General features: G+C 70.1%; 32 protein-coding genes, 1 tRNA gene and 2 riboswitches. Of the genes, 13 read left to right on the forward strand and 20 right to left on the reverse strand.

Annotated features, from left to right (window positions below):
- Positions 1-23 precede the first annotated feature (23 nt).
- The gene (locus L6E10_RS06060; RefSeq protein WP_236217598.1) at positions 24-539 is read left to right on the forward strand and encodes a GNAT family N-acetyltransferase; all 516 of its coding nucleotides are present in this window, start codon (positions 24-26) and stop codon (positions 537-539) included.
- On the opposite strand, the gene L6E10_RS06065 is transcribed toward L6E10_RS06060, so the two are convergent.
- Positions 517-1,173 carry an SDR family oxidoreductase gene (locus tag L6E10_RS06065; RefSeq protein ID WP_236217608.1) on the reverse strand — a complete coding sequence of 219 codons (657 nt, stop codon included), beginning with the start codon at positions 1,171-1,173 and terminating at the stop codon, positions 517-519. The two genes, L6E10_RS06060 and L6E10_RS06065, sit on opposite strands and share 23 nt — an antisense overlap.
- 79 nt (positions 1,174-1,252) lie before the next feature.
- On the opposite strand from L6E10_RS06065, the gene L6E10_RS06070 reads away from it, so the two are divergent.
- Together L6E10_RS06070 and L6E10_RS06075 are read left to right on the forward strand one after the other, a co-directional pair.
- Positions 1,253-1,684, forward strand: a complete 432-nt coding sequence (locus tag L6E10_RS06070; RefSeq protein ID WP_236217610.1) for a helix-turn-helix domain-containing protein — start codon at positions 1,253-1,255, stop codon at positions 1,682-1,684.
- A 50-nt stretch (positions 1,685-1,734) separates the two neighbouring features.
- The gene (locus tag L6E10_RS06075) at positions 1,735-1,980 is read left to right on the forward strand and encodes a hypothetical protein (protein WP_236217612.1); all 246 of its coding nucleotides are present in this window, start codon (positions 1,735-1,737) and stop codon (positions 1,978-1,980) included.
- Here the strand turns inward: L6E10_RS06075 and L6E10_RS06080 are convergent.
- Positions 1,977-2,405 carry a DUF1801 domain-containing protein gene (locus L6E10_RS06080; protein ID WP_236217614.1) on the reverse strand — a complete coding sequence of 143 codons (429 nt, stop codon included), beginning with the start codon at positions 2,403-2,405 and terminating at the stop codon, positions 1,977-1,979. The genes L6E10_RS06075 and L6E10_RS06080 overlap by 4 nt on opposite strands.
- Before the next feature lie 76 nt (positions 2,406-2,481).
- Between L6E10_RS06080 and L6E10_RS06085 the strand changes: the two genes are divergently transcribed.
- Both L6E10_RS06085 and L6E10_RS06090 read left to right on the forward strand, forming a co-directional pair.
- Positions 2,482-3,297, forward strand: a complete 816-nt coding sequence (locus L6E10_RS06085) for a 3-methyladenine DNA glycosylase (RefSeq protein ID WP_236217765.1) — start codon at positions 2,482-2,484, stop codon at positions 3,295-3,297.
- A gap of 63 nt (positions 3,298-3,360) precedes the next feature.
- Positions 3,361-5,067, forward strand: coding sequence for a substrate-binding domain-containing protein (locus tag L6E10_RS06090; protein ID WP_236217616.1), 1,707 nt, complete (start codon positions 3,361-3,363; stop codon positions 5,065-5,067).
- Between the two features lie 13 nt (positions 5,068-5,080).
- Here L6E10_RS06090 and L6E10_RS06095 read toward each other — a convergent pair whose 3' ends face one another.
- Positions 5,081-5,893 carry an aldo/keto reductase gene (locus L6E10_RS06095; RefSeq protein WP_236217619.1) on the reverse strand — a complete coding sequence of 271 codons (813 nt, stop codon included), beginning with the start codon at positions 5,891-5,893 and terminating at the stop codon, positions 5,081-5,083.
- Positions 5,881-6,852: a YafY family protein gene (locus L6E10_RS06100; RefSeq protein ID WP_236217621.1), complete on the reverse strand. Its 972-nt coding sequence runs from the start codon at positions 6,850-6,852 to the stop codon at positions 5,881-5,883. The genes L6E10_RS06095 and L6E10_RS06100 overlap by 13 nt, the downstream gene beginning before the upstream one ends.
- A gap of 49 nt (positions 6,853-6,901) precedes the next feature.
- Between L6E10_RS06100 and L6E10_RS06105 the strand changes: the two genes are divergently transcribed.
- The 4 genes from L6E10_RS06105 to L6E10_RS06120 are packed head-to-tail and all read left to right on the forward strand — an operon-like array spanning position 6,902 to position 8,751.
- Complete coding sequence (locus L6E10_RS06105) at positions 6,902-7,279, forward strand: DUF3224 domain-containing protein (RefSeq protein WP_236217623.1); 378 nt, start codon at positions 6,902-6,904, stop codon at positions 7,277-7,279.
- 2 nt (positions 7,280-7,281) lie between these two features.
- Complete coding sequence (locus L6E10_RS06110) at positions 7,282-7,941, forward strand: maleylpyruvate isomerase family mycothiol-dependent enzyme (protein WP_236217624.1); 660 nt, start codon at positions 7,282-7,284, stop codon at positions 7,939-7,941.
- 9 nt (positions 7,942-7,950) lie between these two features.
- On the forward strand, positions 7,951-8,556 hold the full coding sequence (locus L6E10_RS06115) for a methyltransferase domain-containing protein (RefSeq protein WP_236217625.1): 606 nt from the start codon (positions 7,951-7,953) through the stop codon (positions 8,554-8,556).
- Positions 8,557-8,568: 12 nt separating this feature from the next.
- Positions 8,569-8,751: a hypothetical protein gene (locus tag L6E10_RS06120; RefSeq protein WP_236217627.1), complete on the forward strand. Its 183-nt coding sequence runs from the start codon at positions 8,569-8,571 to the stop codon at positions 8,749-8,751.
- 46 nt (positions 8,752-8,797) lie between these two features.
- Here the strand turns inward: L6E10_RS06120 and gcvP are convergent, their stop codons facing one another.
- The 9 genes from gcvP to L6E10_RS06165 form a co-directional block, all read right to left on the reverse strand.
- A complete protein-coding gene (gene gcvP / locus L6E10_RS06125) occupies positions 8,798-11,689 on the reverse strand; it encodes an aminomethyl-transferring glycine dehydrogenase (protein WP_236217629.1) in 2,892 nt (963 codons plus the stop codon).
- A 48-nt stretch (positions 11,690-11,737) separates the two neighbouring features.
- Positions 11,738-11,836, reverse strand: a riboswitch (glycine riboswitch).
- A gap of 3 nt (positions 11,837-11,839) precedes the next feature.
- Positions 11,840-11,935: riboswitch (glycine riboswitch) on the reverse strand.
- A gap of 56 nt (positions 11,936-11,991) precedes the next feature.
- Complete coding sequence (locus L6E10_RS06130; protein ID WP_236217631.1) at positions 11,992-12,963, reverse strand: Clp protease N-terminal domain-containing protein; 972 nt, start codon at positions 12,961-12,963, stop codon at positions 11,992-11,994.
- A gap of 87 nt (positions 12,964-13,050) precedes the next feature.
- A complete protein-coding gene (locus L6E10_RS06135; protein ID WP_308102673.1) occupies positions 13,051-13,617 on the reverse strand; it encodes a MerR family transcriptional regulator in 567 nt (188 codons plus the stop codon).
- A 328-nt stretch (positions 13,618-13,945) separates the two neighbouring features.
- Positions 13,946-14,419 (reverse strand): bifunctional nuclease family protein, encoded by a 474-nt coding sequence (locus L6E10_RS06140; protein ID WP_030476304.1) that lies wholly within the window; start codon positions 14,417-14,419, stop codon positions 13,946-13,948.
- 152 nt (positions 14,420-14,571) lie between these two features.
- The gene (locus L6E10_RS06145) at positions 14,572-15,156 is read right to left on the reverse strand and encodes a MerR family transcriptional regulator (RefSeq protein ID WP_236217633.1); all 585 of its coding nucleotides are present in this window, start codon (positions 15,154-15,156) and stop codon (positions 14,572-14,574) included.
- A 3-nt stretch (positions 15,157-15,159) separates the two neighbouring features.
- Complete coding sequence (garA, locus tag L6E10_RS06150; protein ID WP_030476302.1) at positions 15,160-15,618, reverse strand: glycogen accumulation regulator GarA; 459 nt, start codon at positions 15,616-15,618, stop codon at positions 15,160-15,162.
- Between the two features lie 113 nt (positions 15,619-15,731).
- Positions 15,732-16,115, reverse strand: a complete 384-nt coding sequence (gene gcvH, locus L6E10_RS06155; protein WP_236217635.1) for a glycine cleavage system protein GcvH — start codon at positions 16,113-16,115, stop codon at positions 15,732-15,734.
- A 42-nt stretch (positions 16,116-16,157) separates the two neighbouring features.
- A complete protein-coding gene (locus L6E10_RS06160; RefSeq protein ID WP_236217637.1) occupies positions 16,158-16,739 on the reverse strand; it encodes a CDP-alcohol phosphatidyltransferase family protein in 582 nt (193 codons plus the stop codon).
- Between the two features lie 105 nt (positions 16,740-16,844).
- The gene (locus tag L6E10_RS06165; protein WP_236217639.1) at positions 16,845-17,060 is read right to left on the reverse strand and encodes a hypothetical protein; all 216 of its coding nucleotides are present in this window, start codon (positions 17,058-17,060) and stop codon (positions 16,845-16,847) included.
- A 253-nt stretch (positions 17,061-17,313) separates the two neighbouring features.
- On the opposite strand from L6E10_RS06165, the gene L6E10_RS40700 reads away from it, so the two are divergent.
- Complete coding sequence (locus L6E10_RS40700) at positions 17,314-17,982, forward strand: ANTAR domain-containing protein (protein WP_236217641.1); 669 nt, start codon at positions 17,314-17,316, stop codon at positions 17,980-17,982.
- A gap of 144 nt (positions 17,983-18,126) precedes the next feature.
- Entirely contained in the window at positions 18,127-18,486 is a 360-nt protein-coding gene (locus tag L6E10_RS06175; RefSeq protein ID WP_236217643.1) for an STAS domain-containing protein, read from the forward strand.
- On the opposite strand, the gene L6E10_RS06180 is transcribed toward L6E10_RS06175, so the two are convergent.
- Complete coding sequence (locus L6E10_RS06180) at positions 18,483-19,175, reverse strand: ATP-binding protein (RefSeq protein WP_240010109.1); 693 nt, start codon at positions 19,173-19,175, stop codon at positions 18,483-18,485. The genes L6E10_RS06175 and L6E10_RS06180 overlap by 4 nt on opposite strands.
- A 114-nt stretch (positions 19,176-19,289) precedes the next feature.
- Here L6E10_RS06180 and L6E10_RS06185 point away from each other — a divergent pair, with 114 nt between their 5' ends.
- Positions 19,290-19,688 (forward strand): ATP-binding protein, encoded by a 399-nt coding sequence (locus tag L6E10_RS06185; protein ID WP_236217647.1) that lies wholly within the window; start codon positions 19,290-19,292, stop codon positions 19,686-19,688.
- Between the two features lie 95 nt (positions 19,689-19,783).
- Entirely contained in the window at positions 19,784-20,515 is a 732-nt protein-coding gene (locus L6E10_RS06190) for a SigB/SigF/SigG family RNA polymerase sigma factor (RefSeq protein WP_236217769.1), read from the forward strand.
- Here L6E10_RS06190 and L6E10_RS06195 read toward each other — a convergent pair.
- The 6 genes from L6E10_RS06195 to L6E10_RS06220 form a co-directional block, all read right to left on the reverse strand.
- Positions 20,488-20,805, reverse strand: coding sequence for a WhiB family transcriptional regulator (locus tag L6E10_RS06195; RefSeq protein ID WP_236217649.1), 318 nt, complete (start codon positions 20,803-20,805; stop codon positions 20,488-20,490). The two genes, L6E10_RS06190 and L6E10_RS06195, sit on opposite strands and share 28 nt — an antisense overlap.
- A gap of 72 nt (positions 20,806-20,877) precedes the next feature.
- Positions 20,878-22,611, reverse strand: coding sequence for an arginine--tRNA ligase (argS, locus tag L6E10_RS06200; protein WP_236217651.1), 1,734 nt, complete (start codon positions 22,609-22,611; stop codon positions 20,878-20,880).
- Positions 22,612-22,734: 123 nt separating this feature from the next.
- Positions 22,735-23,415 (reverse strand): M50 family metallopeptidase, encoded by a 681-nt coding sequence (locus tag L6E10_RS06205; RefSeq protein ID WP_236217653.1) that lies wholly within the window; start codon positions 23,413-23,415, stop codon positions 22,735-22,737.
- Positions 23,416-23,521: 106 nt separating this feature from the next.
- On the reverse strand, positions 23,522-24,208 hold the full coding sequence (locus L6E10_RS06210; RefSeq protein WP_236217655.1) for a DUF4383 domain-containing protein: 687 nt from the start codon (positions 24,206-24,208) through the stop codon (positions 23,522-23,524).
- Positions 24,209-24,288: 80 nt separating this feature from the next.
- A complete protein-coding gene (locus L6E10_RS06215; RefSeq protein ID WP_236217656.1) occupies positions 24,289-24,951 on the reverse strand; it encodes an SAM-dependent methyltransferase in 663 nt (220 codons plus the stop codon).
- 119 nt (positions 24,952-25,070) lie between these two features.
- Positions 25,071-25,142, reverse strand: a tRNA-Glu gene (locus tag L6E10_RS06220).
- Between the last annotated feature and the right edge of the window lie 152 nt (positions 25,143-25,294).

The following is a 25,294-nucleotide window of genomic DNA, read 5'->3' on the forward strand; positions in this document are numbered from 1 at the left end:
TCCACCTGCGCTACGAAGTGGGTATGAAGCTCCGGAGGTTGACCGACGCCGACGCGGACGAGCTGGTCCGGGCCGTCACGGAGTCGCTCGCGCACCTGCGGCCGTGGGCACCGTGGGCGGCCAACGGCTACGACGCGCAGACCGCCGCCGCGTTCCTCCGCGAGGCCGCGGTCGAGTGGGAACGCGGAACGGCGTTCCCCCACGCCATCACGGTCGACGGCGCGATCGTCGGCGTGGCGACGGTGATGCGCCGCGAACCCGCCGATCTCGCCGAGATCGGCTACTGGCTGCACCCCGCGCACACCGGGTACGGTCACGCCACCGCCGCCTCCGCGGAACTGGTGGAGTTCGCGTTCGCGCTGGACGGCGTGCGCAGGGTCCAGATCTGGCACGACGAGGCCAACGTGGCGAGCGGCGGTGTGCCGCGGCGTCTCGGGTTCACCGAGGTCGACCGCCGCACACCGCCGCGCCAGGCGCCGGTCGGCAACCGCGTCGGGGTGGACGTCGTGTGGGAGCTCAGGAGGCCAGCGAGGCCTTGACGGCACGGGTGCGCTCGTCGGCGAGCACCTCGTCGTCGCCGTTCTCGATCGCCCGCAGCACCTGGGCGACGAGGTCCTCGGTGCTGATCTTCGGGCCGGTCTGCGCCGCCGCCATGTCGGTGTCGATGAACGCCGAGTGCACCGCGACGACGTGGGTGCCCTGCTCGCGCAGCGCCTCCCTGGCCGACTTGGTCAGCGACCACGCCGCCGCCTTCGACGCCGCGTAGCCGCGCCAGTCGGGGCGGCCGACGAAGGACAGGATGCTCAGCACGTTGACCAGCGTGCCGCCGCCGTTGGCCTTGAGGACCGGCGCGAACGCGTCGGTCACGCGCACGATGCCGAGGACGTTGACGTCGAACTCCGCCTGGATGCCGCCGATGCCCTGCCCCTCGACCAGCACGCCGGCGTTGTTGATCACGATCGAGACGTCGCCGAGCTCCTCGGCCGCGGCGGCGACCTGGGCCGCGTCGGTCACGTCGAGCTGGACGGGGACGACGCCCTCGTCCACGACGGATGCAGGGCTGCGCACGCCGGCGTACACCTTCGCGCCGCGCTTCACGAACTCCCGCGCGAACGTCCTGCCGAGCCCTCGACCCGCGCCGGTCACCAGCACCGCCGTACCGTTGAAATCCATCACTACCTCCTGAGTTGGTTTCTCCAACTCACGTTAACCAGGTAGGTTGGATTTACCAACTCACTGATACGATGGTCACATGCCACCACGGAGCTGCTCGATGGCGAACGCGCTGGAGGTCGTGGGCGAGCGCTGGTCGCTGCTGGCGTTGCGCGAGGTCTTCTTCGGCAACACCCGGTTCGACCAGATCGCCGCGAACACCGGCGCGTCCCGCGACGTCCTGACCGTCCGGTTGAAGAAGCTGGTCGCCGCCGGTGTGCTGGAGAAGCGCCAGTACTCCGAACACCCACCACGGCACGAGTACCTGCTCACGGACTCGGGGCGCGCGCTGCACAACGTGATGCTGATGCTCAAGGAGTGGGGCGACACCTACGTGACCGAGGGGCCTCTCCCCCTCGTGTGGGAGCACTCGTGCGGCGCCGTTCTGGAACCCCGCGTGGTGTGCTCGGCGTGCGGCGAAGAGGCGACGGCCGAGTCCCTGACGCGCGCGAACGCCCCGGCCGCGTCGTGACGGGGCCCGGGCCGGGCGGAACGCGCGGGCCGACCCACTAGGTTGTGCTCATGAGCGAGGACGACGAGGACGAGTTCGCCGAGGACGACGACTTCGAGGAAGAGGAAGACCCGGACGACCTCTTCGCCGTCACCCCCGAACCGCGCACGGTCTGCCACCTGTGCGGCGGCGCGAGCTACATCGCGGCCCCGACGCTGGCGATCATCAGCGGCGCCTCGCGGACCGTGGACAACGGCAGGGAGTGCCCGCACTGCAACGGCGCGCGGACGTTCACCGGGCTGGTGCCGCCGCTCTAGAGCGGCTGGTGCCGGCGGTACCGGCCCAGGAACGCCTCCACCGGCAGGCTCGCGATCTCCTCGCCGATGACGTCGAGGGCGAGGTCCGAGGCGCGCTTGAAGCGCACCCACGACTTGCCCATGTCGAGCTCCTTGCCGGTGGCCGCGTACCGGGAGCGGAACGACTCCTCGCCCTCGCCGTCCACGGCGGTCAGGTAGAGCGAGAAGTGGCGCTTCTGGGCGGCGAGCGCCACGTAGCCCAGCGGCTGCTTGTCGAACGTCGGCCCGCTCGCCTCCAGCGGCACGAACCAGGTGATCATCCCCTCGGCGTGGCCGTCGGGCAGGTGGGCGAGGACGACGTCGCGCACAGCACCGACCTCGGCACGCTGCTCGCCGGGCAGTTCGTCGAGGTACTCGGTGACCGTCGAAGCCTTGCTCCGCACCATGCGCGTACGGTAATCGCCCGTGGAGGTCTTGACCCGAGCCGAATGGCACCGACTGCGCGATTCGCACGTCGCGCGCATGCGCCGGTTCACGGGGCCGCATCAGGAGCGGAAGCTTCGCAAGGAGAAGCACCCCGTCATTGACTTCCTCTTCACGTATTACAGCCATAGGCCCGTGCGGCTCGAACGGTGGCATCCGGGGCCGGGTGTCGTCCTCGAGGACGCGGCCGAGTACCTGGAGTTCCCGCACTACCAGCGGGTCGCCGAGGGTGTGACGCTCGACGTCGGCAGCTTCCTCGGACAGCGCGAGAAGACGCTGGAGTTCGTGCGGGCGCTGCTCACGGCGACGCTCGGCAGGCCCGCGCGGCTCGGGTGCTTCGGGCTGCACGAGTGGGCGATGGTCTACCGGCAGCGGCCCGAGGAGGTCCGGCACAACGCGTGGCCGTTGCGCCTGGGCAGCGGCGGGACGGACCAGGTGGTCGAGGCCAGCCGGATCCAGTGCGGGCACTTCGACGCGTTCCGGTTCTTCACCGAGCCCGCACGTCCGCGCAACACCCTGCAGCCCACGCGGGAGGACCAGGTCGCCAACGAGCAGCCCGGTTGCCTGCACGCGAACATGGACCTGTTCAAGTGGGCGTACAAGCTGGAGCCGGCGACACCGTCGGACCTGGTCGCCGACTGCTTCGAACTGGCCGCCGACGTGCGCGAACTCGACATGCGGGCCTCGCCCTACGACCTGGCCGGGCTGGGGTACGAACCGGTGCGGATCGAGACACCGGACGGCCGTGCGGAGTACGTGCGGCGGCAGGCGGAGTTCGCCGAACGGGCGAAACCGTTGCGAGAACGGCTCGTCTCCGTGTGCCAGTCGCTACTTGCAGTGACTTCACCTCGCTGACCAAGTTCACCTGTTAGCGTCATTGGCGGTCGTCGGGGGCCGCTGAGTAGTTGTGAGGGATCGATGTCTCGACACCGCGCTCTGCGGGCGAAGGTGAAGCGCGGAATCGCCAAGTGGCCCGTGCTCGTCGTCGTGCTCGTGGTGCTCCTCGGCCTGAGCTGGCTCGCCCTGTCGTGGGCGGGCGGGGTGCTCGACCGGCGCTCCCAGGCGCTGGCCCAGAACTGCAGCGAGGGCGACTCCGTCCTGCGCGTCGCCGTGACGCCCAGCGTCGCCGGCGTCGTCCGGGACGTCGCCCAGGAGTACAGCAGGACGCGGCCCGTCGTGTACGACCACTGCATCGCCATCGAGGTGATCTCGGCCGACTCCTCCGCGGTGCTGGAGGGCCTCACGACGACCTGGGACGAGACGAAGCTCGGCAAGCGGCCGCACGCGTGGCTGCCCGACTCGACGCTCTGGGCGAACCGGCTGACGGCGCTGAACGCGAAGCTCGTCGGCTCGGCGCCGAAGTCCGTCGGGACGTCGCCGGTGCTGCTCGCCACCCCCGAGGCCGCCGCGCCGGTGCTCGAGGACTTCCGGTGGTCCGACCTGCCCGAGGTGACCGACTGGGAGAGGTTCGGCCAGCCCTGGGGCCGGTTCAGCGTCGCGATGCCCGACCCGTCGGCGAACACCGCGTCCGCCCTCGCGATCCAGTCGGCACTGGCCGGCGGCAAGGGCCCGGTGACGGCGGAGTCGCTCGGGTCGGACGCCACGAAGTCCGCTCTCACGAAGCTCGCGGCCACCGTGCCGCCGGAGGTTCCCGCGACCACGCGCGACGCGCTGGCGCGCCTGGGGGACAGCGCCACGGTCAACGCGGCGGGCTTCTCCGCCACGCCGGTGTCCGAAGTGGACCTGTTCCGGCACAACACGGGCAAGGACGCCCCGTCGAAGCCGCTCGTCGGCGTGCTGCCCGCGGGCCCCGCGCCCGTGGCGGACTTCCCGTACGTCGCCCTCGGCGGCACGGAGGTCGGCGAGGCGGAAGAGCGTGCGGCGCAGGCGTTCCGCGACTTCACGACCGAACCCGCGCAGCAGGCGATCCTCGCGCGCGGCGGCCTGCGCGTCGAGTCCACCCAGGACCGTCCGGCACCGTCTCCCGGCGTGGCCTGGTCGCCCGTCACGGAGAACCTCGTCCCCGCCGACGCCACGACCACGCAGCAGATCTCCTCGGCCTGGGCGTCGGCGGACCGCGGCGGGCAGGTCGTCACGGTCCTCGCGGACGTCTCCACGTCGATGAAACCCCGCCTGGACAAGGTGAAGGCGGCACTGCGCGGCCAGGTCGACCGGTCGGTGTCGGGGTCGTTCGGGCTGTGGACGTTCGCGCGCGACCTCGACGGCTCGAAGCCCTACCGGCAACTGGTCGGCACCGGCCCGGTCGGCGAGAAGCGCGACGCGCTGCGCCGGTCGATCGACGGGATGAAGACCGCGGACGGCTCCCAGCTCTACACCGCGCTGGCCGCCTGCTACGAGGCGGCGCACGACGGGTTCGTCGCCGGACGCGTCAACCGCGTCGTGGTGATCACCGACAGCACCTCGGACGGCGGGCTCGACCTGGAAGGCCTCAAGTCGCAGCTGCACGGGACGGACCTGGCCATCAGCTTCATCGCGATCGGCGGCGACGTCGACAAGGCGGCCCTGACGGACATCGCGCAGACGACCGGCGGCTCGGTGTCGGTGGTGGAGGACGTGGACGGCGTCGAGGCGGCGCTCGGTCAGGTGCTCTCGACGAAGGCCTGACCGAGCGCCGCGCTCACGCGGCGTTGAAGCGGTCCGGGTCGGGCCCGGTGCGGGTGCCGTTGTCCAGTTCGCCGATGACCGTCATGTCGTCCTGGGCCAGCTCGAAGTCGAAGATGTCGATGTTCTCCTTGATCCGGTAGGGCGTGGCGGACTTCGGGATCACGACGTTCGCCAGCTGCACGTGCCAGCGCAGCACGATCTGGGCCGGGGTCTTGCCGTACTTCTCGGCGAGAGCGGTGATGTCGGGTTCGCGGAGCAGTGCGCCCCGGGCCAGCGGCGACCACGCCTCGGTGACGATGCGGTGCGTGACGTGCACCTTGCGCATCTCTTCCTGCTGCAGCAACGGGTGCAGCTCGATCTGGTTCACGGCCGGGGTGGTCGGGAACTCGTCGAAGAGCCGCTGCAGGTGCCGCGTGTGGAAGTTGGACACGCCGATCGCGCGGACACGGCCGTCGGCGTAGAGCTGCTCCAACGCGCGCCACGAGTCCGCGTACAGGTCGCGTTCGGGGGTCGGCCAGTGGATGAGGTAGAGGTCGAGCACGTCGCGGCGCAGCCGGCGCGTGCTCTCGTCGAACGCGCGCAGCGTCGAGTCGTAGCCCTGGTCCGAGTTCCACAGCTTGGTCGTGACGAAGATGTCGGGGATGCCGGCGATGGCGTCGCCGACGCCGGACTCGTTGCCGTAGGCCGCGGCCGTGTCGATGCTGCGGTAGCCGGCCTCGACGGCCGTCGTGACCGCACCGGCCACCTGGTCCTCCGGCACCTGGTGGACGCCGAAGCCGAGTTGGGGGATCCGTACTCCGTTGTTCAACGAGATCAGCGGAACCATGTGCGTAGCTTCGCACCGTTGTAAACGTCCTGCATCGCCTTGATGGTGCCGACCAGTTCGCGCCGGACCTCGTCCGGTGCCAGCACCTCCACGTCGGCACCGAATTTGAGCAGGTCGGCGACGACGTGACGGGTCGACTCGGTCGGGAAGCCGAACTCCTGCCCCGGTTGCGGCGCGAGGTCGCGGATGAGACGCGCCTGGAAGCCGCTGAGCAGGTACTGGGTCTTGTCGAGGCCCGCGCGGGTCATGCGGACCGCGACGCGCTCGCCGTACATGCGGGCCTCGAACTGCTCCGACCACTCGGCCCAGTGGCGCGCGAGGTCGAAGTCGCGGGGCCGTTCGAACGTGTCCGGTGTGGGCCGCAGCGCCAGCACGCGCGACACCCGGTAGGTGCGGCCGCTGCCGACGAAGTACCAGGTGCCGGCCTTCAGCACGAGCCCGTACGGGTCGACCTCGCGCTCGACGGTCCGGCTGCCCCACCGCTGGTAGGTCATCCGCACGCGGCGTTGCTCCCAGACGGCGTCGGCGATCGTGGCGAGGTGCTCGGTGGGTTCGTCGCCGCGGAACCACGCCGGGGTGTCGAGGTGGAAGCGCTGGCGGATCTGCTCGGCGCGGGAACGCAGTTCGGTCGGCAGCGCGGCGAGGAGCTTGAGCTGGGCGGCGGCGGCGAACTCCTTCAGCCCCAGCGCCTCGGCGGGGCCGGGGAGGCCGGTGAGGAACAGCGACTGCGCCTCGCCGGTGGTGAGACCGGTCAGCCGGGTGCGGTAGCCGTCGACGAGCCGGTACCCGCCGGCGGGACCGCGGTCGGCGTAGACGGGGATGCCCGCGGCGCTCAGCGACTCGACGTCGCGGTAGATCGTGCGCGGCGAGACCTCCAGCTCGCGGGCCAGTTCGTCGGCCGTCATCCGGCCCCTCGACTGGAGGAGCAGGAGGACCTGGATGAGCCTGCCGGATTTCACGCGTCAAACCTGACACGATCTGTCAGGTTCTGCCAGCAGAGTGACCCGCATGAAGGCAACCGGAACCATCGAAGTGAAGAGCTGGGACGAGAAGACCTGGGACGGGCGGCCGTACCGGGAGGTCGAGGGCCGCAAGCTCACCGAGGCGCACGTCCGGTTCTCGTACGCGGGTGACGTCAGCGGTACCGGCAGCTGCCGGTACCTCATGTACTACGGCGACGACGTGGCGTGGACGACCGCGATCGAGGAGGTCGTCACCGCCGAGGGCACGCTGGTGCTGCGGCACGTCGGCGCCTACCGGTCCTCTGTGGAGGGAGCGACGGAGGTCGTCGACGGCACCGGGAGGTACCTGAACGCGCGAGGTGCGCTCGTCGTCGACTGGGCGGAGGATGGCAGCGGCACCTACACCCTGGAGTACGAGGTCTGACGATGACCAACGCCCCCATCTACGACGCGGCCAAGGCTCGGATCACCGCACTCGTCTCCGGCGCCGACCCGCTGACGCCCGTGCCGGCGACCCCCGGCTGGTCGGTCAAGGACGTGGTGGCGCACCTCGCGGGCGGTCTGCGCGACTTCGCGGACGGCCGGTTCGACGGCGTGGAGTCCGGTGAGTGGGGCGAACGGCAGGTGCGCGACCGCCGCGACAACACGCTGCAGGACGCCTTCGCCGAGTGGGACGAGAACCTCGTGCGCGCGGCGGAGCTGTTCGACACCCCGATGGGCCCGGTCCTGGTGTCCGAGGTGGTCGCGCACGAGCACGACCTCCGCTCGGCGCTGGGCGTCCCCGGTGACCGGGGCGGCGTCGAGGTGCGGGCGGCGCTGGTGAGGCCGTTGCAGCAGCTCGACCGGCGGCTGCGCGAGAACGACGTGCCGGCGTTGCGGATCTCCCTGGAGCACGGCGACCGGGTGCTCGGCCACGGCGAACCGGCCGGGACGCTGCGGACGACGTCGTTCGAGCTGCTGCGGGCCATCGGCGGGCGGCGGTCGGCCGACCAGATCAAGGCGCTCGACTGGGACGGTGATCCGGACGTGTGGATCTCGTCGCTGGCGTTGTCCGGACGCCACCGCGCGGAGCCGTTCGAGGAGTAGCTTGCCCGCGTGACCGACTGGCTCGCGGACACCCGCGACTCCTACGACACCGTCGCCGTCAGCTACGCGGAGCAGACACGCGACCTGCTGGACGGCCTGCCCCACCTGCGAGCGGCGTTGCGGTTGTTCGCGGAGGAGGTGAGCGGACCGGTCGCCGACGTCGGCTGCGGGCCCGGCGAGATCACGGCGCGGCTGAACGCGCTCGGCGTGGACGCGTTCGGGGTCGACCTCTCCCCCGCGATGGTCGCGCTGGCGCGGCGGAACCACCCCGGGCTGCGGTTCGAGGTCGGGTCGATGACCGAGCCGCTCGGCGAGACGGTCGGCGGGATCCTCGCCTGGTGGTCGCTGATCCACGTGCCGGACGAGCTCGTGCCGGTGGTGTTCGGGCACTTCCGGGACGCCTTGCGGCCGGGCGGGCTGCTGCAGCTGGGTTTCCACGTCGGCGACCGGACGAACCTCAAGACGAGCGGCTACGGCGGGCACCCGATGCGCGTGCACGTCCACTTGCGACGGCCGGAGCGGGTCGCGGAGTGGCTGCGGGACGCCGGGTTCACCGTCGAGGCGCAGTGGCTGCTCGGCACCGATGGCGCCATCCTCTTCGCACGGCGCGGGTGAGACCATCGGGCCGTGTCAGATGAGCAGACGTGTCAGCGATGTGGCGAAGCGGTCGAGCTGGAGAAGGAAGACTTCGAGCTGTTCGAACGGATGCACCCGGACTGCTTCCACTTCGCGTTCGAGCACGACCTGAACTGGCCCGGCATCACCGAGCAGGAGAACTGCGGCGACGAGGCCTGCCCCGTCGGAGCGTGAAGAAGGGGGCGCACCCGCGGGTGCGCCCCCTTCCACCGACCCGGGATCAGCTGCTGTACGCCTTGAGCGGCGGGCAGGAGCAGACCAGGTTGCGGTCGCCCTTCGCGCCGTCGATGCGGCGGACCGGCGGCCAGATCTTCGGAGCCGCGGTGCCGGCCGGGTACACGGCCTCCTCGCGGGTGTACGGGTGGTTCCACTCGCCGACGGTCACGCTGGCCGCGGTGTGCGGGGCGTTGCGCAGCGGGTTGTCCTCCACCGGCCACTCGCCGGCGCCGACGCGGTCGATCTCGCGCTTGATGGCGATCATGGCGTCGATGAACCTGTCGATCTCGGCCAGGTCCTCGGACTCGGTCGGCTCGACCATCAGCGTGCCGGCGACCGGGAACGACATCGTCGGGGCGTGCAGGCCGTAGTCGGCGAGGCGCTTGGCGACGTCGTCCACCGTCACGCCGGTGGCCTTGGTGATCGGGCGCAGGTCGAGGATGCACTCGTGGGCGACGAAGCCGCCCTCGCCGGTGTAGAGGACCGGGTAGTGCTCGTCCAGCCGCCGCGCCACGTAGTTCGCGGCGGCCACGGCGGTCAGGGTCGCGCGGCGCAGGCCGTCGCCGCCCATCATGCGCACGTACGCCCACGAGATCGGCAGGATCGACGCGGAGCCCCACGGGGCGCCCGAGATCGGGCCGACACCGGTGGCCGGTCCCGCCGCCGGCTGCAGCGGGTGGTTCGGCAGGAACGGCGCGAGGTGGGACTTCACGCCGATCGGGCCGACGCCGGGGCCACCGCCGCCGTGCGGGATGCAGAACGTCTTGTGCAGGTTCAGGTGCGAGACGTCCGAGCCGAACTTGCCGTAGCGGGCCAGGCCGATCAGGGCGTTGAGGTTCGCGCCGTCGACGTACACCTGGCCGCCCGCGTCGTGGACCAGGCCGCAGACCTCGCGGACCGTGTCCTCGTACACGCCGTGGGTCGACGGGTAGGTGATCATGATCGCGGCCAGGTCGTCCGCGTGCTCCGCGACCGTCTGACGCAGGTGGCCCATGTCGATGTTGCCCTTGTCGTCGCACTTGACGACGACGACGCGCATGCCGGCCATGACGGCGGACGCGGCGTTCGTGCCGTGGGCGGACGACGGGATCAGGCAGACGTCGCGGTCGGCGTTGCCGTTGGCGCGGTGGTACGCGCGGATCGCCAGCAGACCGGCGAACTCACCCTGCGACCCGGCGTTCGGCTGCAGCGACACGGCGTCGTAGCCGGTGACCTCGGCGAGCCAGGCCTCCAGGTCCGACACGATCTTCAGCAGACCGGCGGCGTCCTCGGCCGGGGCGAACGGGTGCAGCGTCGAGAACTCCGGCCACGTGATGGACTCCATCTCCGCGGTGGCGTTGAGCTTCATCGTGCAGGAGCCGAGCGGGATCATGCTGCGGTCCAGGGCGACGTCCTTGTCGGACAACGCACGCAGGTAGCGCAGCAGCGCCGTCTCGGAGCGGTGCGAGTGGAAGACCGGGTGGGTCAGGTAGTCCGACGTGCGGCGCAGGTCGGCCGGGATGCCGTCGGCGGTGTCGGCGTCGATCGCGTCCACATCGGACCCGGTGACGCCGAAGGCCTCCCACACCGCGACGACGTGCGCCCGCGTGGTCTTCTCGTCGCAGGCGATCGCGACGACGTCGGCGTCGACGAGACGCAGGTTGATGCCGGCCTCGCGGGCCTTCGCCACGACGGCGGCGGCCTCACCGGGAACGCGGACCTCGACGGTGTCGAAGAACTCGCCGTGCACGACGTCCAGCCCGGCCTCGCACAGGCCCGTGGCGAGCACGGTGGCCAGGCGGTGCACGCGGGTCGCGATGGCGCGCAGACCCTCGGGACCGTGGTAGACGGCGTACATCGAGGCGATCACGGCCAGCAGCACCTGCGCGGTGCAGATGTTCGACGTGGCCTTCTCACGGCGGATGTGCTGCTCGCGCGTCTGCAGCGCGAGGCGGTAGGCCAGCGAGCCGTCGGCGTCGACGGAGACGCCGACGAGACGGCCGGGCAGCTGGCGTTCCAGACCGGACCGGACGGCCATGTAGCCGGCGTGCGGGCCGCCGAAACCGATCGGCACGCCGAAGCGCTGCGTGGTGCCGACGACGACGTCCGCGCCGATCTCACCGGGCGCGCGCAGCAGCGTCAGGGCCAGCAGGTCGGCGACGACGACGGCCTGCGCACCGGCGGCGTGGATCTCCTCGATGAGCGCCTTCTGGTCGCGCACCACACCGGACGCGCCGGGGTAGGACAGCAGGACGCCGAAGAAGTCGCCGCCCAGGCCGAGGCCTTCGATGCCCTGCGACAGGTCGGCGACGACGATCTCGATGTCGAGCGGCTCGGCGCGCGTCTCGATCACGGCCAGCGTCTGCGGCAGCGTGTCGGCGTCGACGACGAACTTGTTCGACTTGGAGCGGCCGGCGCGGCGCACGAGGGTCATCGCCTCGGCGGCGGCGGTCGACTCGTCCAGCATGGACGCGTTCGCGACGGGCAGGCCGGTCAGGTCGCCGACCATCGTCTGGAAGTTCAGCAGGGCCTCCAGGCGGCCCTGGGAGATCTCCGGCTGGTACGGCGTGTACGCGGTGTACCAGGCGGGCGACTCCAGGACGTTGCGCAGGATCACGCCCGGCGTCACGGTGTCGTAGTAGCCGAGGCCGATCATCTGCGTCATCGGCCGGTTCCGCGACGCGAGCTCCCGCAGCTCCGCGAGCGCCTCGGTCTCGGTGGCCGGGGCGGGCAGGTCCAGCACGAGGTCGCGCTCGTGGATGGACGACGGCACCGCGCGCTGCGCCAGCTCCTCCAGCGACCCGACACCGATGACGTCGAGGATGCGCGCGAGCTCGGCGGGACGCGGACCGACGTGGCGGTCGGCGAACGGGGTGCCGTGCTCGAGAGCGGCGAGCGGAATGCGGTCCTGCGTCATCAAACGCCTCCGGGGGCTGAGGGCACACGTGTCCTGGTGCCCTCCCCGCTCTGTCCGTACCCTTCAAGGGCGCCTGAGAGGTTCACCCGGTGCGGACCGGGCTTTCACCGTCGGCGGGATTCCCTTGCGGGGATCCACTTTCCAGAGGCGTCTCGCTCGGCGGTCCTGGATGCCTGAGAGGTTCCCGGGGAGGGACTTGCTCCTTCGGCGCCGGGTTCGAAGCCCGGTCTCTCCCGCCTGAGTTCAGCGACTACCCGCGAAGAATACCCGCAGGCAGCCCGCCCAGTCGCTAGAGACGCGACCTACGTCTCAACGGCGAGACCGGTGAGCACCGCCGCGACGGGGTCCGCGGGGTCGTCGCGCACCGCGGCGAGCAGGTGCGCGGTGCCCACGACCGCGTCCCCGCGCCGCGCGGCGACGAGCTTCGCCCGCTCCACGGCGCGTTCCACCGCGCCCCCGCCGGAGGGCAACGCGGCCGGGTCCACTCCCGCCTCGCGCAACGCCGCCGCGCCACCCGACTCGAACTCCGGCCTCAGCCGCCGCCCGGAGACGGCCAGCTGGTGGTCGACCGTCAGCACCGCCTCCACGAGGTCGCGCGACGAGACGTCCCGCCTCCCGGCGACGGCCAGCCGTTCGGCTTCGTTGCGCACCACCGTCAGCACCGGTCCGCCGAGCCCCTGGCCCCGTGCGACGAGCTTCGTCAGCCAGCGCACGTACCCGCCACCGGACTCCCCCTCCAGGGCTCCCGCCTTGCGCAGCAACCAGACCGCGGGTGCTTCCTCGACCTCGGCGTGGCGCCGCTCGGCATCGGCCCGCACGGCGGCGGCCGTCGCCCCGGGGTCCACCCCGCGCACCAGGAACAGGTCGGCGGCCCGTCCGTATTCGAGCGACAGCAGCGCCAGCGCGAGGTGGGTCGTGGTCAGCACACCGTCGCCGGCCTGGGCCACAGCCGCACGCAGACAGTCCTCCAACGCGCGGCTCACGGGCAGAACGGCCTCGACGCGAGCGTGGTGGTGGGCGGCGCTCATCAGCGCCGTGACGTCCGGATGGGACTCGCCGACGACACCACCGTCGTCGTCGGCCCAGTGCTCGGTCCCCCGCGCCATCGCCAGCGCCCCCAGCGACTTCGCGCCGAGCTTGCGGCCGGGACCGGTCGTGTCGATCAGGGAGATCAGCAGGTTCTCGGTCCCGACGAACCCGAACCCGTGGCGGGAGGCGCGCCGGACGGCCGCGGCCAGGACCTCGACCACCTGCGACGAAGGAGTGTGCGTCATGCCGGCGACGCTAGGGACGGACCCGTTCCCGGCGCGTCCGCCGACCGGCCACGGACAGGCGCCGGTCGGCCACGGTCACCGGGCCGGTCAGCCGGTGGCGCGCTCGCGGCGGCGGCGGGTCAGCTCGTCCTCGGTCATCGGCGCGATCTCGACGCCGTCCGCACGTTCGGCCGGGAACTCGTGGATCGTGCCGGAGATCTCGCGCATCGCACCGCTCACCGCGATGCCGAACACGCCCTGACCGCCCTGCAGCAGGTCCACGACCTCCTCCGGCGAGGTGCACTCGTAGACGGTCGTGCCGTCGGAGAAGAGCGTGATCCTCGCCAGGTCCTGCACGCCTCGCCGGCGCAGGTGGTCGACGGCGACGCGGATGTTCTGCAGCGAGACCCCGGTGTCCAGGAGCCGTTTCACGACCTTCAGGACCAGGATGTCCTTGAACGAGTACAGCCGTTGACTGCCCGAGCCGTGCGCCATCCGGACCGTCGGGGCGACGAGCCCGGTGCGGGCCCAGTAGTCGAGCTGCCGGTACGTGATGCCCGCGATCTGGCACGCCGCGGGTCCTCGGTAGCCGACGAGCTCGTCCGGCAGCGAGGAGTCCGGGAACAGCTCACCCTGCAGCCCGGATCCGGCCCTCAAGGGCGCTTCCTCGACCACGCCTGCCTCCCCTCGGAACGGCCACGAAACTCATGACCGTCAAGCCACCGCGTCCACTCTCGTGAACCGGCGACGTCCACTCGAGTTCGACGGTAAGACCGCTCCGAGGGCAGGTCAACGCGACGCGCGGGGAGTGTCGCCCCTCAACCTCAGGTAGAGGGTCATACCGTCACCCGAACCAGGACGTTCAGGTGACGTTTAGTGATCGTTTAGCGCTGATTTCCAGCGGAACGTAGCCCAACCGAGCGACATGCGAGCGGACCGCACCGAGCCAAACGAGACGCACAGCGACACAGGTCCGTTCGAGTGTCAGCGCCCGCGGCACCGCTCAGGTGTCGGCTCCGCGGAAGTCCTCCGGCGAGATCGAGTCGAGGAACTCGCGGAACTTCTCGACCTCGTCCTCCTGCTCGTCGGGGATGATCAGGCCGGCCTCGGCCAGCACCGACTCCTCGGCGTGGATCGGCACGCCCACCCGCAACGCCAGCGCCACCGAGTCCGAGGGCCGTGCGGACACCCGCACGTCACCGTCGAACACGAGCTCGGCGAAGAACGTGCCCTCCTGCAGGTCCGTGATGCGCACCTGTTCGAGGTTGCGGCCCAGTGCGCCGATGACGTCCTTGAGCAGGTCGTGCGTGAGCGGGCGGGCAGGACGGACACCCTGCTGCTCGAGCGCGATCGCCGTGGCCTCGACGGAGCCGATCCAGATCGGCAGGTACCGCTCACCCTCGGTTTCGCGCAGAAGAAGGATCGGCTGGTTCTGGGGCAGCTCCACCCGCACGCCGACGACGCGCATTTCGCTCATCGGGCCTCGCCTCCCTCTGTTCGTTCGGGGACGACCCGGATCCACCCCCGAGCATCCCCCGGCGTACCTGTCCGACGCTACCCGCCAAGCGGGCCGAGTGCTCAACCGTTGCGGGCAGATCGTGATCAAGACTGCACCCGGCCCGGCGGAGATCAGGACTGGCGCAGGCCCGCGTTCACCAGCAACGTGTGCAACGAGGTGAACAGGCCCGCCAATTCCCGGACGGTCTCGGGATCCGAGAAAGATTTCAGCAGGACCACCTCGTGGTCCGCTGCCGCGCGGACCGCGCGCAGGTGTTCGCGCTCGACGCCGAGCCCGGTCATCGTCCGGATCGTGCGGAGCGCGGTGATGTCGTCGGTGGTGAACCGGCCACCGGGGCCGGGGCGCAGCAGGCCGTCGCGCTCCAGCTGGGTCAGCTGGTCGGCGCTGAAGCCGGTCTGGGCCAGCAGCTCGGCCCGCGACACCGCGGTGGAGTCCACCGGGACGGCGTCGAGCTGCTCGCGGATCACCTTGAGCGGCAGGTACCTGTCGCGTTGCGCGGACAGCACGAACCGCAACCTCTCGACGTCCGCCGCGCTGAACTGGCGGTAGCCGGAGGCCGTGCGTGCCGGGCGGACCAGCCCCTCCGCTTCCAGGAAGCGGATCTTGGAGATGGTGACGTCGGGGAACTCGGGACGGAGCAGTGCGAGCACCGCCCCGATGCCGATCACCCCGCGCTGTGGCCGCCCGGCCGTCACGCGTCAGGCTCCCGCGGAGCCAGGACCCGTCAGGAAGACGAGGCGGAACTTGCCGATCTGGACCTCGTCGCCGTTCGCGAGGACGGCCTGGTCGACCGGCTCGCGGTTGACGTAGGTGCCGTTGAGGCTGCCGACGTCGATGACGACGAACTCGCCGCTCTCCCGGCGGAACTCGGCGTGGCGGCGCGAGACCGTCACGTCGTCCAGGAAGATGTCGCTGTCGGGGTGGCGCCCGGCGCTCGTCGTGTCTCGGTCCAGCAGGAACCGGGAACCGGCGTTCGGGCCGCGCTTCACCACGAGCAGCGCGGAACCGGCGGGAAGGGCGTCAACACCGGCAACGGCCGGCTCCTGTGCGGGCGCCTCGGCGCCGCCTTCCATCTCCTGGAGGAAGTCCGCCCGGAAGACGGAGGTCCGCTCCGGGGACTGCTCCGGCGGAACGCCTGGGCCGTCGTTCGTGCTCACCTGAGCTCTCCTCCTGCTGCTGGATCCGTCACTTCCGGTAAAACCTATCGCGTTGGGGTCACCGCTCTGCCCGCGGCTCCCCTTCCGGCCGAAGATCCGGCGAAAGATCGACGTCACTCCTTCTCCACCAAGGCCTTGTACCCGTCCGCGTCCAGCAGGCCCTCCACCACCTCGGGGTCGCTCACGCGGATCTCGACCATCCAGCCCTCGCCGTACGGGTCGCTGTTCACCGAGTCGGGGGTCTGGACCAGGGCGTCGTTGATGGCGACGACCTCGCCGTCGAGCGGCGAGTAGAGGTCCGACACGCTCTTGGTGGACTCGACCTCGCCGAACGTGTCCCCGGCGGCCACGGTGTGGCCGACCTCGGGCAGCTGGACGAAGACGACGTCACCGAGCTGTTCCTGGGCGTAGTCGGTGATGCCGACGCGCACTGTGTTCTCGCCGGTGGTGGCGACCCACTCGTGCTCCTCGGTGTAACGAAGCTCCTCGGGAATCAACTGACTGCGCTCCTCGTGCTGAACCTGTATGGGGTGATCTTTTCACGCGACCGTGCGAGGTGTGACCCGCAGGGCCAGGAAGAACTGGTAGACGTACAGCAGCGCCGACCACAGGTAGAGCGCCCCGCCCCAGGCCGTGAACGCGTAGGCGAACGGCAGGGCGACCTGCGCCCACGCCGAGTCGCCCTGCGCGAGGAGCAGCAGGGGGAAGGCGTACAGCAGGTTGAACGTCGCGGCCTTGCCCAGGTACGTGACCTCGAACGGGCCCCAGCCCCTCCCGCGCAGCACCAGCAGGCAGATCCCGACGACGACCTCGCGTCCCACGAGCACCAAGGCGATCCACAGCGGGACGATGTCCCTGATCACGAACGCCAGCAGCGTGCAGAACACGTAGAGGCGGTCCGCGGCGGGGTCGAGCAGCGCGCCGAGGTTGCTCATCTGGTCGAGCCAGCGCGCGAGCTTGCCGTCGAGCCAGTCGGACAGCCCCGCGAAGACGAGGACGAGCAGCGCCCAGCCGTCCGCGCGGGGTCCGAGCAGCAGGTACAGGAAGAGCGGAACACCGGCCAGCCGCAACACGCTGAGCAGGTTCGGAATCGTCAGCAGGCGATCAGCCGGATCACGCACACCCGCACTCTAAACGAGTGACTGCGCAGGGGCTGCCGGATGGCGTCACGGCACGCGGTGCGACTGGTTGCGGGTGGTGCGGATCGTTCGTTCCCACGGGTGAAATCAGACTGTCTGCGTGAGCGTCCAGCCGCGGCGCTGCATCTCGGCGCCGGTGATGGCGTGCGGACGACCGCGGTCGTCGCGGCCCACCCAGCGAGCGCGGAAACCCTCGAGCACGTAGGCGTGGCCCCGGCTCCACACCACGCTGCACGGCGTGGTCGGCAGCGCTGAACCGGACTTCTCGTCCTGCTGCGGTCCGGTCTCCATGGCGGTTCTCATCTCAGTCCCTCCGTGACATCAGGGATGTCGTGCACCGGGGCTCCGGCGTTATCCCTGGGAACGAATTCTGTCCGACTATGGTTCAGAACACGTGTCCTCTCCGGGTCGGAAGCGTTGACTGGATCGATCGGCGCGCCGAGCTGTTCGGGCCCGAAGCGCAGCGGAAGCGCGGGTCCTTGCCTGTGCAACCGTTCGTCGTACGACGACGACCGCACATCGTCTGCCCGGGATCGGCTGGGCTTAACCTTCTGGCGTGAACCAGGTGAAATTCGGTCCCGAGCTGATCTCCCGGTTGATGGACCACCTGTGCTCACAGCTCTCCGGCTGTGAGGGGGTCGGCCTCAGCGTGTGGCCCGGCGGCGAGCTGCTGCGCGCCACCGGAGCGGCTGTCGAGCTCGACCAGGCCCAGCTCGACAGCGGTGAGGGACCGCTCGTCGAGGCCTCGCGCGACGAGCGGCAGGTGTCCGGTCGCGTCCGCGGCCTGGACGTCGTGGCCGTGCCGGGCAGCTGGGGCGACAGCGGCCCGGTGGTGCTGACGGTCTACCTGTCGCACTCGCCGGGGGTCGAGGACCTCAAGGCGATCGAGGAGATCGAGCCGCTCGTGGCGACGGCCGCCGCGGTGATCGAGTTCTGCGCGGGCGAGGTGCTGCGGGCCGACCAGATGGTGCGGATGGTGCAGCACCGCCGCTACATCGAGCAGGCCAAGGGCCTGGTGATGGGAGCGCGGCCGTGCCAGCCCGGCGAGGCGTTCGAACTGCTGGTCAGGGCCAGCCAGAACGCCAACGTGAAGCTGCGGGACGTGGCGACGGCACTGGTGTTGATGATCGGCGGGACGCTGGAGGACGATGCCGCGGAGGTCGCCGGACCGCCACTTGCCGCGTTCGACGTGGCCAAGCGACTTTGGGACGCACTGCGCGTTTGAACCGACCATTGTCCGGGTATTGACCGCACGACCTGTCCTGTTGAGTGGCCGCTCCCGTACGGTGGTGGCCGCAGCGGTTGAGCCAACAGCCGCACCGGGGCCGCTGCACGGCGGCTCCCTGTTATCGCGAGAGGGAGTACATCGGTGACTGTGCAGGACCCGCGAGCGGATCAGACCATCGAGCTGTCGGTGAGGCAGCCGGCGCCCGGTGTCACGGTTCTCGCCGTGTCCGGCGAGGTCGACATGGTGTCCGCGCCCACGCTGCGCGATGCCCTGGTCAACGGCCTCGGTGACGGCGGCACCTTCGTGGTGGACATGACCGGCGTGACCTTCCTCGGCTCCGCAGGCCTGGCAGTGCTCGTGGAGGCCGCGCGTGTGGCTCAGCAGCACGAGGCGGCCCTCAAGGTCGTGGCCAAGGCACGAGCCGTGACGCGTCCTCTGGAGGCCACCGGACTCGGTGAGGTGCTGAGCCTGCACCAGACGGTCGAGGAGGCCCTCTCCTAGACGGTCCGGACGGTCAGGCGGTTGCCCGCGGACCGCAGAGCGTCGGCGACCGCGCGGAGGGCCTGCTCCACCCCGCTCCTCTCGCCGCCGAGCCCGCTGAGGTCGATGGTCAGCGGCACGGTGCCACCCCGCGCGGCCGCGGTCAGCGTCCGGCGCAGGTACGGGCCTGCCTCGAGGGGTACGTTCCCGCGCACCACCGCTACCACGCCGGAGGAGGTTTCGTGGACCTGCACGTCGCATTCGGACGAGGCCCGGGCCACGGGAACCACGGGCGAACGACCCCGGCGCAGTCGCACGGTCGTACCGCTCGCACTGCGCCGGATCTCGACCTCGTCCACGCTCTCCCGCATGAGCAGGAGACCTCGGCCGCGCATCGTCAGCGCCGGCGGTGGCACGCGCCACTGCCCGTCGTCGGTGACGTCGACCTCGACGGACCCGTCCGGGTCGGCCCGCGCCCGCACCTCCACGGTGCCGCGGGCGGAACCGGGAAAAGCGTGCTCGACGGAGTTGTTGACCGCTTCGCTGACCGCGAGAACGAGGTCGTTCGCCTCGTCCTCGGAAAGGCCTCCGTTCCGCAGCCAATCGCGCAGCCGGTGCCTCACGGACACCACCTCGTGTGCGTCCGCGGGAAAGCGGAGGGCGAGAATGTCTTGGTGCACCAGCACAACGCCCCTCCCTGGTGATCTCATCGTGCTTCAGCAGGTGATTTCCCGGGGAGAGGCATTACTACACGTGTGAAATGAGAACGTTTCGGGTACGGCAATGACGTGCCGACCTTCAGAAGAACGGACTACGAGGTGGCTGTGACTCAATTGTCAGGGGTCGAACTCCGGATGGCCGCGGATCCCACGCAGCTGTCCATCGCACGAGCGGTCGCGGCCGACATCGCGATGCGGCAGGACTTCGACCTCGACTCGATCGAGGACCTGAAGCTCGCCGTCGACGAGACGTGTTCGACGTTGATCACGCTGGCGGCGCACGACGCCGTCCTCAGCTGCCACTTCGACGTGGACGCCAAGGGTGCCGTGCACGTCTCGGCGAAGGTCTCCGCGAAGTCCGCGGCCGGACCCGACGAGGCCAGCTTCGGATGGCGTGTGCTGACCGCGCTCGTCGACTCCGTGCAGACGCGGGTCGAGGAGACCGAAGGGTTCGTGGTCCACATCGGCCTCGTGAAGTCCACGGCAGGGGCGGTGGATGCGTGACCGGGTCGGAAGAGGCGACCAAGACCGAGGACGTCAGGCCCGAGGACACCAAGACCGAGGAGACGAAGTCCTCCAGGTCCGGTGACTACGACCACCTGGCGCCGCTGTTCGCCGAGCTCGCGCAGACCCCCGCCGGTGCGGCGCGCGACACGCTGCGGGACAGGCTCGTCACCGAGCACCTGCCGGTCGCCCAGCACATCGCCCGCAGATTCGGCCACCGCGGCGAACCGCACGAGGACCTCGTGCAGGTGGCGACGGTCGGCCTGATCAACGCGGTCGACCGGTTCGACCCGGAACGCGGCAGCGACTTCCTGTCGTTCGCGGTGCCGACGATCATGGGTGAGGTCCGGAAGTACTTCCGGGACTCCAGCTGGTCGGTCCGGATGCCGCGCCGGCTGAAGGAACTGCACCTGGCGATCAACGCGGGCACCTCGCGCCTGTCGCAGTCGCTGGGCCGCGCGCCCACGCCGTCGGAGCTGGCCGAGCACCTGGGCCTGTCCCGCGAGGAGATCCACGAGGGTCTCGCCGCGGGCAACGCCTACCAGAGCGCGTCACTCGACGACATGCTCATGTCGGAGGACTCGTCGATCTCCCTCGGCAGCACCATCGGCGAGGAAGACCCCGAGATCGCGATGATCGAGCAACGCGAGGCGCTGCACCCGTTGCTGGAGAAGCTGCCCGAGCGCGAGCGCAAGATCGTGATCATGCGCTTCTTCGGCAACATGACCCAGACGCAGATCGCGCAGAAGGTCGGCATCTCCCAGATGCACGTCTCGCGTTTGCTCGCGAAGACGCTGCGTCAGCTCAGGGACGTGTTGGAGGAGTAGGCACGGACACGGCGCCGGGCCGCGGAAACGATCTGGCGCCGCTCGTCCTCCCCCATGCCGCCCCACACGCCGTACGGCTCTTGAGCCTCAAGCGCGTGGGCGCGGCATTGTTGCAACACGGGGCAGTGGCCGCAGATGGCCTTCGCCTTCTCCTCCCGCGCCGCCCGCGCGTACCCGCGCTCGTTGTCGGGGTGGAAGAAGATGGCGCTGTTCTGCCCGCGGCACAATCCTTCCATCTGCCAGTCCCACACCTCGGTGACCGGCTTGGGCAGGCGGGTGGTGCAGGTCATCGCGACTCCCTGAGGACTGGGGGGAAAGAGTTGCGATCACTGCGTACCTCTGCATGCCAGGGGATAAACCTGTTACAGCCTTTCGGGTGCCCCGATGCCCAGCAACGACAAACCCAGCGTGAGCACTCGTGAAGTCAGCGTGAGCAGGTGCAGCCGGGAGTCCTGCAACTCCCGCGGTTCCGCCGTCGCCACGGGGCACTGGTTGTAGAACGTCGAGAACGCCGTGGCCGTCTCGAACAGGTAGTTCGTGAGCTTGTGCGGCGCGAGCTCGTCGATGGCCGCCTGGACGGCCGTGGGCAGCTGCAACAGCTTGAGCGCGAGGTCGCGCTCGGCCTGCTCCCGCAGCACCAGCGGAGCGTCCGCGGGAGCCTCACGCCCGACCTTGCGCCCGATGGACAGGATGCGGGCGTTCGCGTACTGGATGTAGACCGACGTGTCGCCGGTCGTCGCGAGCATCTTCTCCCAGGTGAAGACGTAGTCCTTCTCCCGGTCGTTGGAGAGGTCCGCGTACTTGACCGCCCCGAGGCCGATGGTGCGGGCGAGCGCGTCCTTCTCCTCACCCTCCACTTCGGACGTCTCGGGCATCACCTTGTAGGAGTTCTCGACGGCCTCGGTCAGCAGGTCGATCAACTTGATCGTCCCGCCGGCCCTGGTGCGGATCGTCTTCCCGTCGGACCCGAGGATCGTGCCGAACCCGGTGTGCACCGCCGTGTGCGCGTCGTCGAGCCACCCCGCCTGCCGGGACGTGGCGAAGATCATCTGGAAGTGCTGCGCCTGCGGCGTCCCGACGACGTAGACCAGGTCGTCGACCTGCCGCTCCCGCACCCAGTACCGCACCGTCGCGAAGTCCGTGGTGGCGTAGCCGTACCCGCCGTCGCTCTTGCGCACGATCAGGGGCAGCCGGTCGCCCTCGCGGTTGGTGAACCCCGGCGGGAACACGCACAGGGCACCGTCGCTGGTCTCGACGAGACCCTTCTGCTGCAACTCGGTGATCGTGTCGGCGAGGTACGGGTTGTAGAAGCTCTCCCCGTAGTTGTCGGCGGCCGACAACCCGATCCCGAGCATCTCGTAGACCTGGTTGAAGTGCCGCTGCGACTCCCCCACCAGCTCGTGCCACAGCTCGAGCGTCGCCTCGTCGCCGCCCTGCAGCAGCACGACCCGGCGCCGCGCCCGGTCCGCGAACCCCGGCTCGTTGTCGAACTTCTGCCGGGCCTGCTGGTAGAACGCGTTGAGGTCGCTGATCTCGTGGTCGGCGCCGTGCCCGAGGTCCGTGAGGTGCTCGATCAGCATCCCGAACGGCGTCCCCCAGTCACCGAGGTGGTTGTGCGGGATCACTTCGTGCCCGGCGAAGGTCAGCAGCCGGCACAACGCGTCGCCGATGATCGTCGAACGCAGGTGCCCGACGTGCATCTCCTTGGCGACGTTCGGGCTGCTGTAGTCGATGGCGATCCGCCGGGGCCGCTCGACCCGCGGCACGCCGAGCCGTTCGTCGGCCAGCAACCGCGCCGCCTGCGCCTCCAGCCACTCGCGCTTGAGCTCGAGGTTGATGAAGCCGGGCCCCGCGATCTCCGCGGTCTCCAGCACGTCCTCGGCGTCGAGGTGCTCGACGATCGACGCCGCCACCTCGCGGGGGTTCTTCCCGACCTTCTTGGCGAGGCTCATCGCCACGTTGCACTGGTAGTCGGCACCGTCGCGGTTGGACGGTCGGATCAGCGCTTCCTCCGCGGTGATGTCCACGTCCAGGGCGCCGCGCAACGCCCGCGCGACCCGCTGGCCCAGCTCAAGCCCGACATCTCCACGCAGCACTGAACCCACCTCTCGACAGCTGGCTAGTTCACCCGAGTATTTCACCAGTACCGAGCCGGGTACCAACCGCCCGTTCCGGCCCCCGGTTCGGCGCGAGCCCGGACGGAGGTGAAGCCGAGCGGCTCACCACCGCCCCAGCAACAGCGCCCCACCACCCACCAACGCGGCCGTGCTCACGACGCCGAACACCAGCACCCACCCCAGGGCCGGCACCCCGGTCAGCCAGGCCAGCTGATCGGCGTCGGACCGGGGAGCCTGCCGCCGCCACCTCTTGACCTGCAGCTCCCACACCGGCCGGACCCCGCCCAGCAACAGGAACCAGGCGAACACGTACGCAGCGACATCCCGGACCTCGGCGGAGGCGTGGAACGAGACGACCAGGAACGCCCCTGCGGTGAGGACGACCGACAGCACCCCGAACACGTTGCGGATCATCACGAGCATCGCGGCCAGGAACCCGATGGAGATCCACAACATCAGCCGGACCTGCTCGTTGGTGATCAGCAACGCAGCCCCGAACCCGAGCAGCGACGGCGCGACGTACCCGGCGAAAGCCGTCAGCACCATCCCCGGTCCCCTGGGCTTCCCGCGGGACACGGTCAGCCCGGACGTGTCGGAGTGCAGCTTGATCCCGTTCAACCGCCGCCCGGTCAGCACGGCCAGCAGCGCGTGCCCGCCCTCGTGGGCGATCGTGATGACGTTGCGCGTGATCCGCCAGATCCCGTGCACCGCGACGGCCAGGAACGCGGCCGCCGCGGTTCCCCACGTGATCAGCACTTCGCCGGTCAGCAACTCGGAAGGCATCGCGACATGGAAACAGACGCGTCGTGAGAGCCGCATGTGGGCTCTCACGACGCGTCTGTTCCGGACGGGGATCTGTCCGGCTGTCACACGGGATGTTCGACCGGGTTCAGTGCTTGATCCTGTTCTTGCTCACCCGCTCGGTCTTCGGGTCGACCACGGCCTGCTCCTTGGTGACCGGCTCGGCACCCCGGGCACCGGTCGGGATCGGCTCGGTGGTGGCCGTGCTGGTCCGCCTGCTCACGGCGGGGTCCGTCGGCTCGACGTGCGGCGAACCGTCGCGGTCACCGCGGAACTCCCGCGCGCGCTGCTCGGGCAGCACGGGCTCCTCGTCCTCGACCAGCTTGCGTCGCGCGGGCATGACCGCGAGCAGCAGGCCGAACAGTGCGATACCGAGGTGCAGCCAGTTGTCGTTGGTGTTGACCGCCAACGGGTTGCCGTACGGCTCCGCCGGGTTCCTGGCGAGGAAGCCCGTGATCATCAGGTCCCACACGAAGAGCGCCGCGAAGCCGGCGAACAGCAGCCAGCCGTACAGCCTCGCGAGGCCCGAACCGAGAGCCATGAGCAGACCGAGCACGCCGACGGCCACGAACACCGTGTTGTGCAACGGGTTCACCGAGAACCCGAGCACGTAGGACTGGGCGGCCCAGTCGCCGACCCCGGTGCGGGTGAAACCCACGACACCGAACACGATGAACGCGATACCGGCCAGTCCGGCCAGCACCTGCACCGGCTGCAGACCGGCGACCTTGATGCGGTGGGTCATGTCGCCCTCCAGGCTCCGTTTCTGTCGCACGCCGGCTGACTACCCGGACCTCACAGCGACCAAACAGGCCGGAGACACGCCGACGTCCTCCTGCGGCGCCGACAACGCTGTCAGACGCGACGCTTGCGCCCGATTCCCGCGTACGCGCCCGGCACGACGCATGGCGCCTCGGCCGACAGACCCTCCAGGAGCTGCTCGACCGGGGACGGGTGCGACACCACGAGGAACCCGCCGACGGGCAGCGCGTGCCGGTACCGCCGCACGACGCGGCCCGGTCCGGTCGCGTCGTCGACGTAGCGCAGGACGTCGACCATCAGCACGGCGTAGGGCTCGCGCAGGTCGAGGTGGGACACCACACCCGGATGCCGCAGCACCTGGTCGGGCCGGCGCAGGTCCGCCTCGACCGCGCACGCCCGCGGCTCGCCGCGCAGCAGCCCGCGCGAGAACGCGACCGTCACCGGGTCGGAGTCGACGTAGACGACACGGGCCTCGGGCAGCGTCTGGTGCGTGGCGCCGCACGTCGGGATGCCCGAGCCGAGGTCGAGGAACTGGCGCACACCCGCCGCCCAGCAGTGGCGCACGGCGTGGCGCAGGAACGTCCGCTGCGCCCGCGTCACGAGCGGCAGCTCCGGGTCGATCCGGACGGCCTGCTTGGCGAACGCCCGGTCGGCGGCGTAGTTGTGCGCGCCGCCCAGGTAGAAGTCATGGATCCGCGCGGCGTTCGGCCGACGTACGTCGACCTCGTAGCGTGCGAAGGCGGGGACCGCGGCCATTCGCAGAGCGTAACTGGCGCCTAGACCATTCGGGCGAAGTTTTCGAAGATTCTTTGGGTCCGTCTGACACAGACCACCGAGGGAGACGGCCCGGTCCACCCCACTGAGACCGGGCCGAGTAGCGCGTACGGGGATCGAACCCGTGTTTCCGGATTGAGAGTCCAGCGTCCTGACCACTAGACGAACACGCCGAGGACGAGCATTGATGCACAAATGCTCGCAGAGAATAGTAGAAAGTGAACTTGCTGGTCAGCGCTTCGAGGGCGCTCCGGTCCATTCGTCTGCGTGAATCATGGAACAATGATGACCGAGGATGCGACCACGCCGCAAAGGAATTAATCGG

Origin of the sequence: Lentzea sp. CC55 (assembly GCF_021056325.1) — a bacterium.
In the GTDB taxonomy this organism is placed as follows: Bacteria; Actinomycetota; Actinomycetes; order Mycobacteriales; family Pseudonocardiaceae; genus Lentzea; species Lentzea jiangxiensis.

Coding starts and splice junctions, on each gene's coding strand:
- L6E10_RS06060 (WP_236217598.1), top strand. CDS start 24: ATGAAGCTCCGGAGGTTGACCGACGCCGACGCGGACGAGCTGGTCCGG.
- L6E10_RS06065 (WP_236217608.1), bottom strand. CDS start 1,173: ATGGATTTCAACGGTACGGCGGTGCTGGTGACCGGCGCGGGTCGAGGG.
- L6E10_RS06180 (WP_240010109.1), bottom strand. CDS start 19,175: ATGAGATCACCAGGGAGGGGCGTTGTGCTGGTGCACCAAGACATTCTC.
- L6E10_RS06130 (WP_236217631.1), bottom strand. CDS start 12,963: ATGACGCACACTCCTTCGTCGCAGGTGGTCGAGGTCCTGGCCGCGGCC.
- L6E10_RS06095 (WP_236217619.1), bottom strand. CDS start 5,893: ATGGTTCCGCTGATCTCGTTGAACAACGGAGTACGGATCCCCCAACTC.
- L6E10_RS06070 (WP_236217610.1), top strand. CDS start 1,253: ATGCCACCACGGAGCTGCTCGATGGCGAACGCGCTGGAGGTCGTGGGC.
- L6E10_RS06140 (WP_030476304.1), bottom strand. CDS start 14,419: ATGAGCGAAATGCGCGTCGTCGGCGTGCGGGTGGAGCTGCCCCAGAAC.
- L6E10_RS06215 (WP_236217656.1), bottom strand. CDS start 24,951: ATGGCCGCGGTCCCCGCCTTCGCACGCTACGAGGTCGACGTACGTCGG.
- L6E10_RS06105 (WP_236217623.1), top strand. CDS start 6,902: ATGAAGGCAACCGGAACCATCGAAGTGAAGAGCTGGGACGAGAAGACC.
- gcvP (WP_236217629.1), bottom strand. CDS start 11,689: ATGACGCAGGACCGCATTCCGCTCGCCGCTCTCGAGCACGGCACCCCG.
- L6E10_RS06165 (WP_236217639.1), bottom strand. CDS start 17,060: ATGAGAACCGCCATGGAGACCGGACCGCAGCAGGACGAGAAGTCCGGT.
- L6E10_RS06085 (WP_236217765.1), top strand. CDS start 2,482: ATGCGCCGGTTCACGGGGCCGCATCAGGAGCGGAAGCTTCGCAAGGAG.
- L6E10_RS06090 (WP_236217616.1), top strand. CDS start 3,361: ATGTCTCGACACCGCGCTCTGCGGGCGAAGGTGAAGCGCGGAATCGCC.
- L6E10_RS06195 (WP_236217649.1), bottom strand. CDS start 20,805: ATGACCTGCACCACCCGCCTGCCCAAGCCGGTCACCGAGGTGTGGGAC.
- L6E10_RS06205 (WP_236217653.1), bottom strand. CDS start 23,415: ATGCCTTCCGAGTTGCTGACCGGCGAAGTGCTGATCACGTGGGGAACC.
- L6E10_RS06110 (WP_236217624.1), top strand. CDS start 7,282: ATGACCAACGCCCCCATCTACGACGCGGCCAAGGCTCGGATCACCGCA.
- L6E10_RS06075 (WP_236217612.1), top strand. CDS start 1,735: ATGAGCGAGGACGACGAGGACGAGTTCGCCGAGGACGACGACTTCGAG.
- L6E10_RS06080 (WP_236217614.1), bottom strand. CDS start 2,405: ATGGTGCGGAGCAAGGCTTCGACGGTCACCGAGTACCTCGACGAACTG.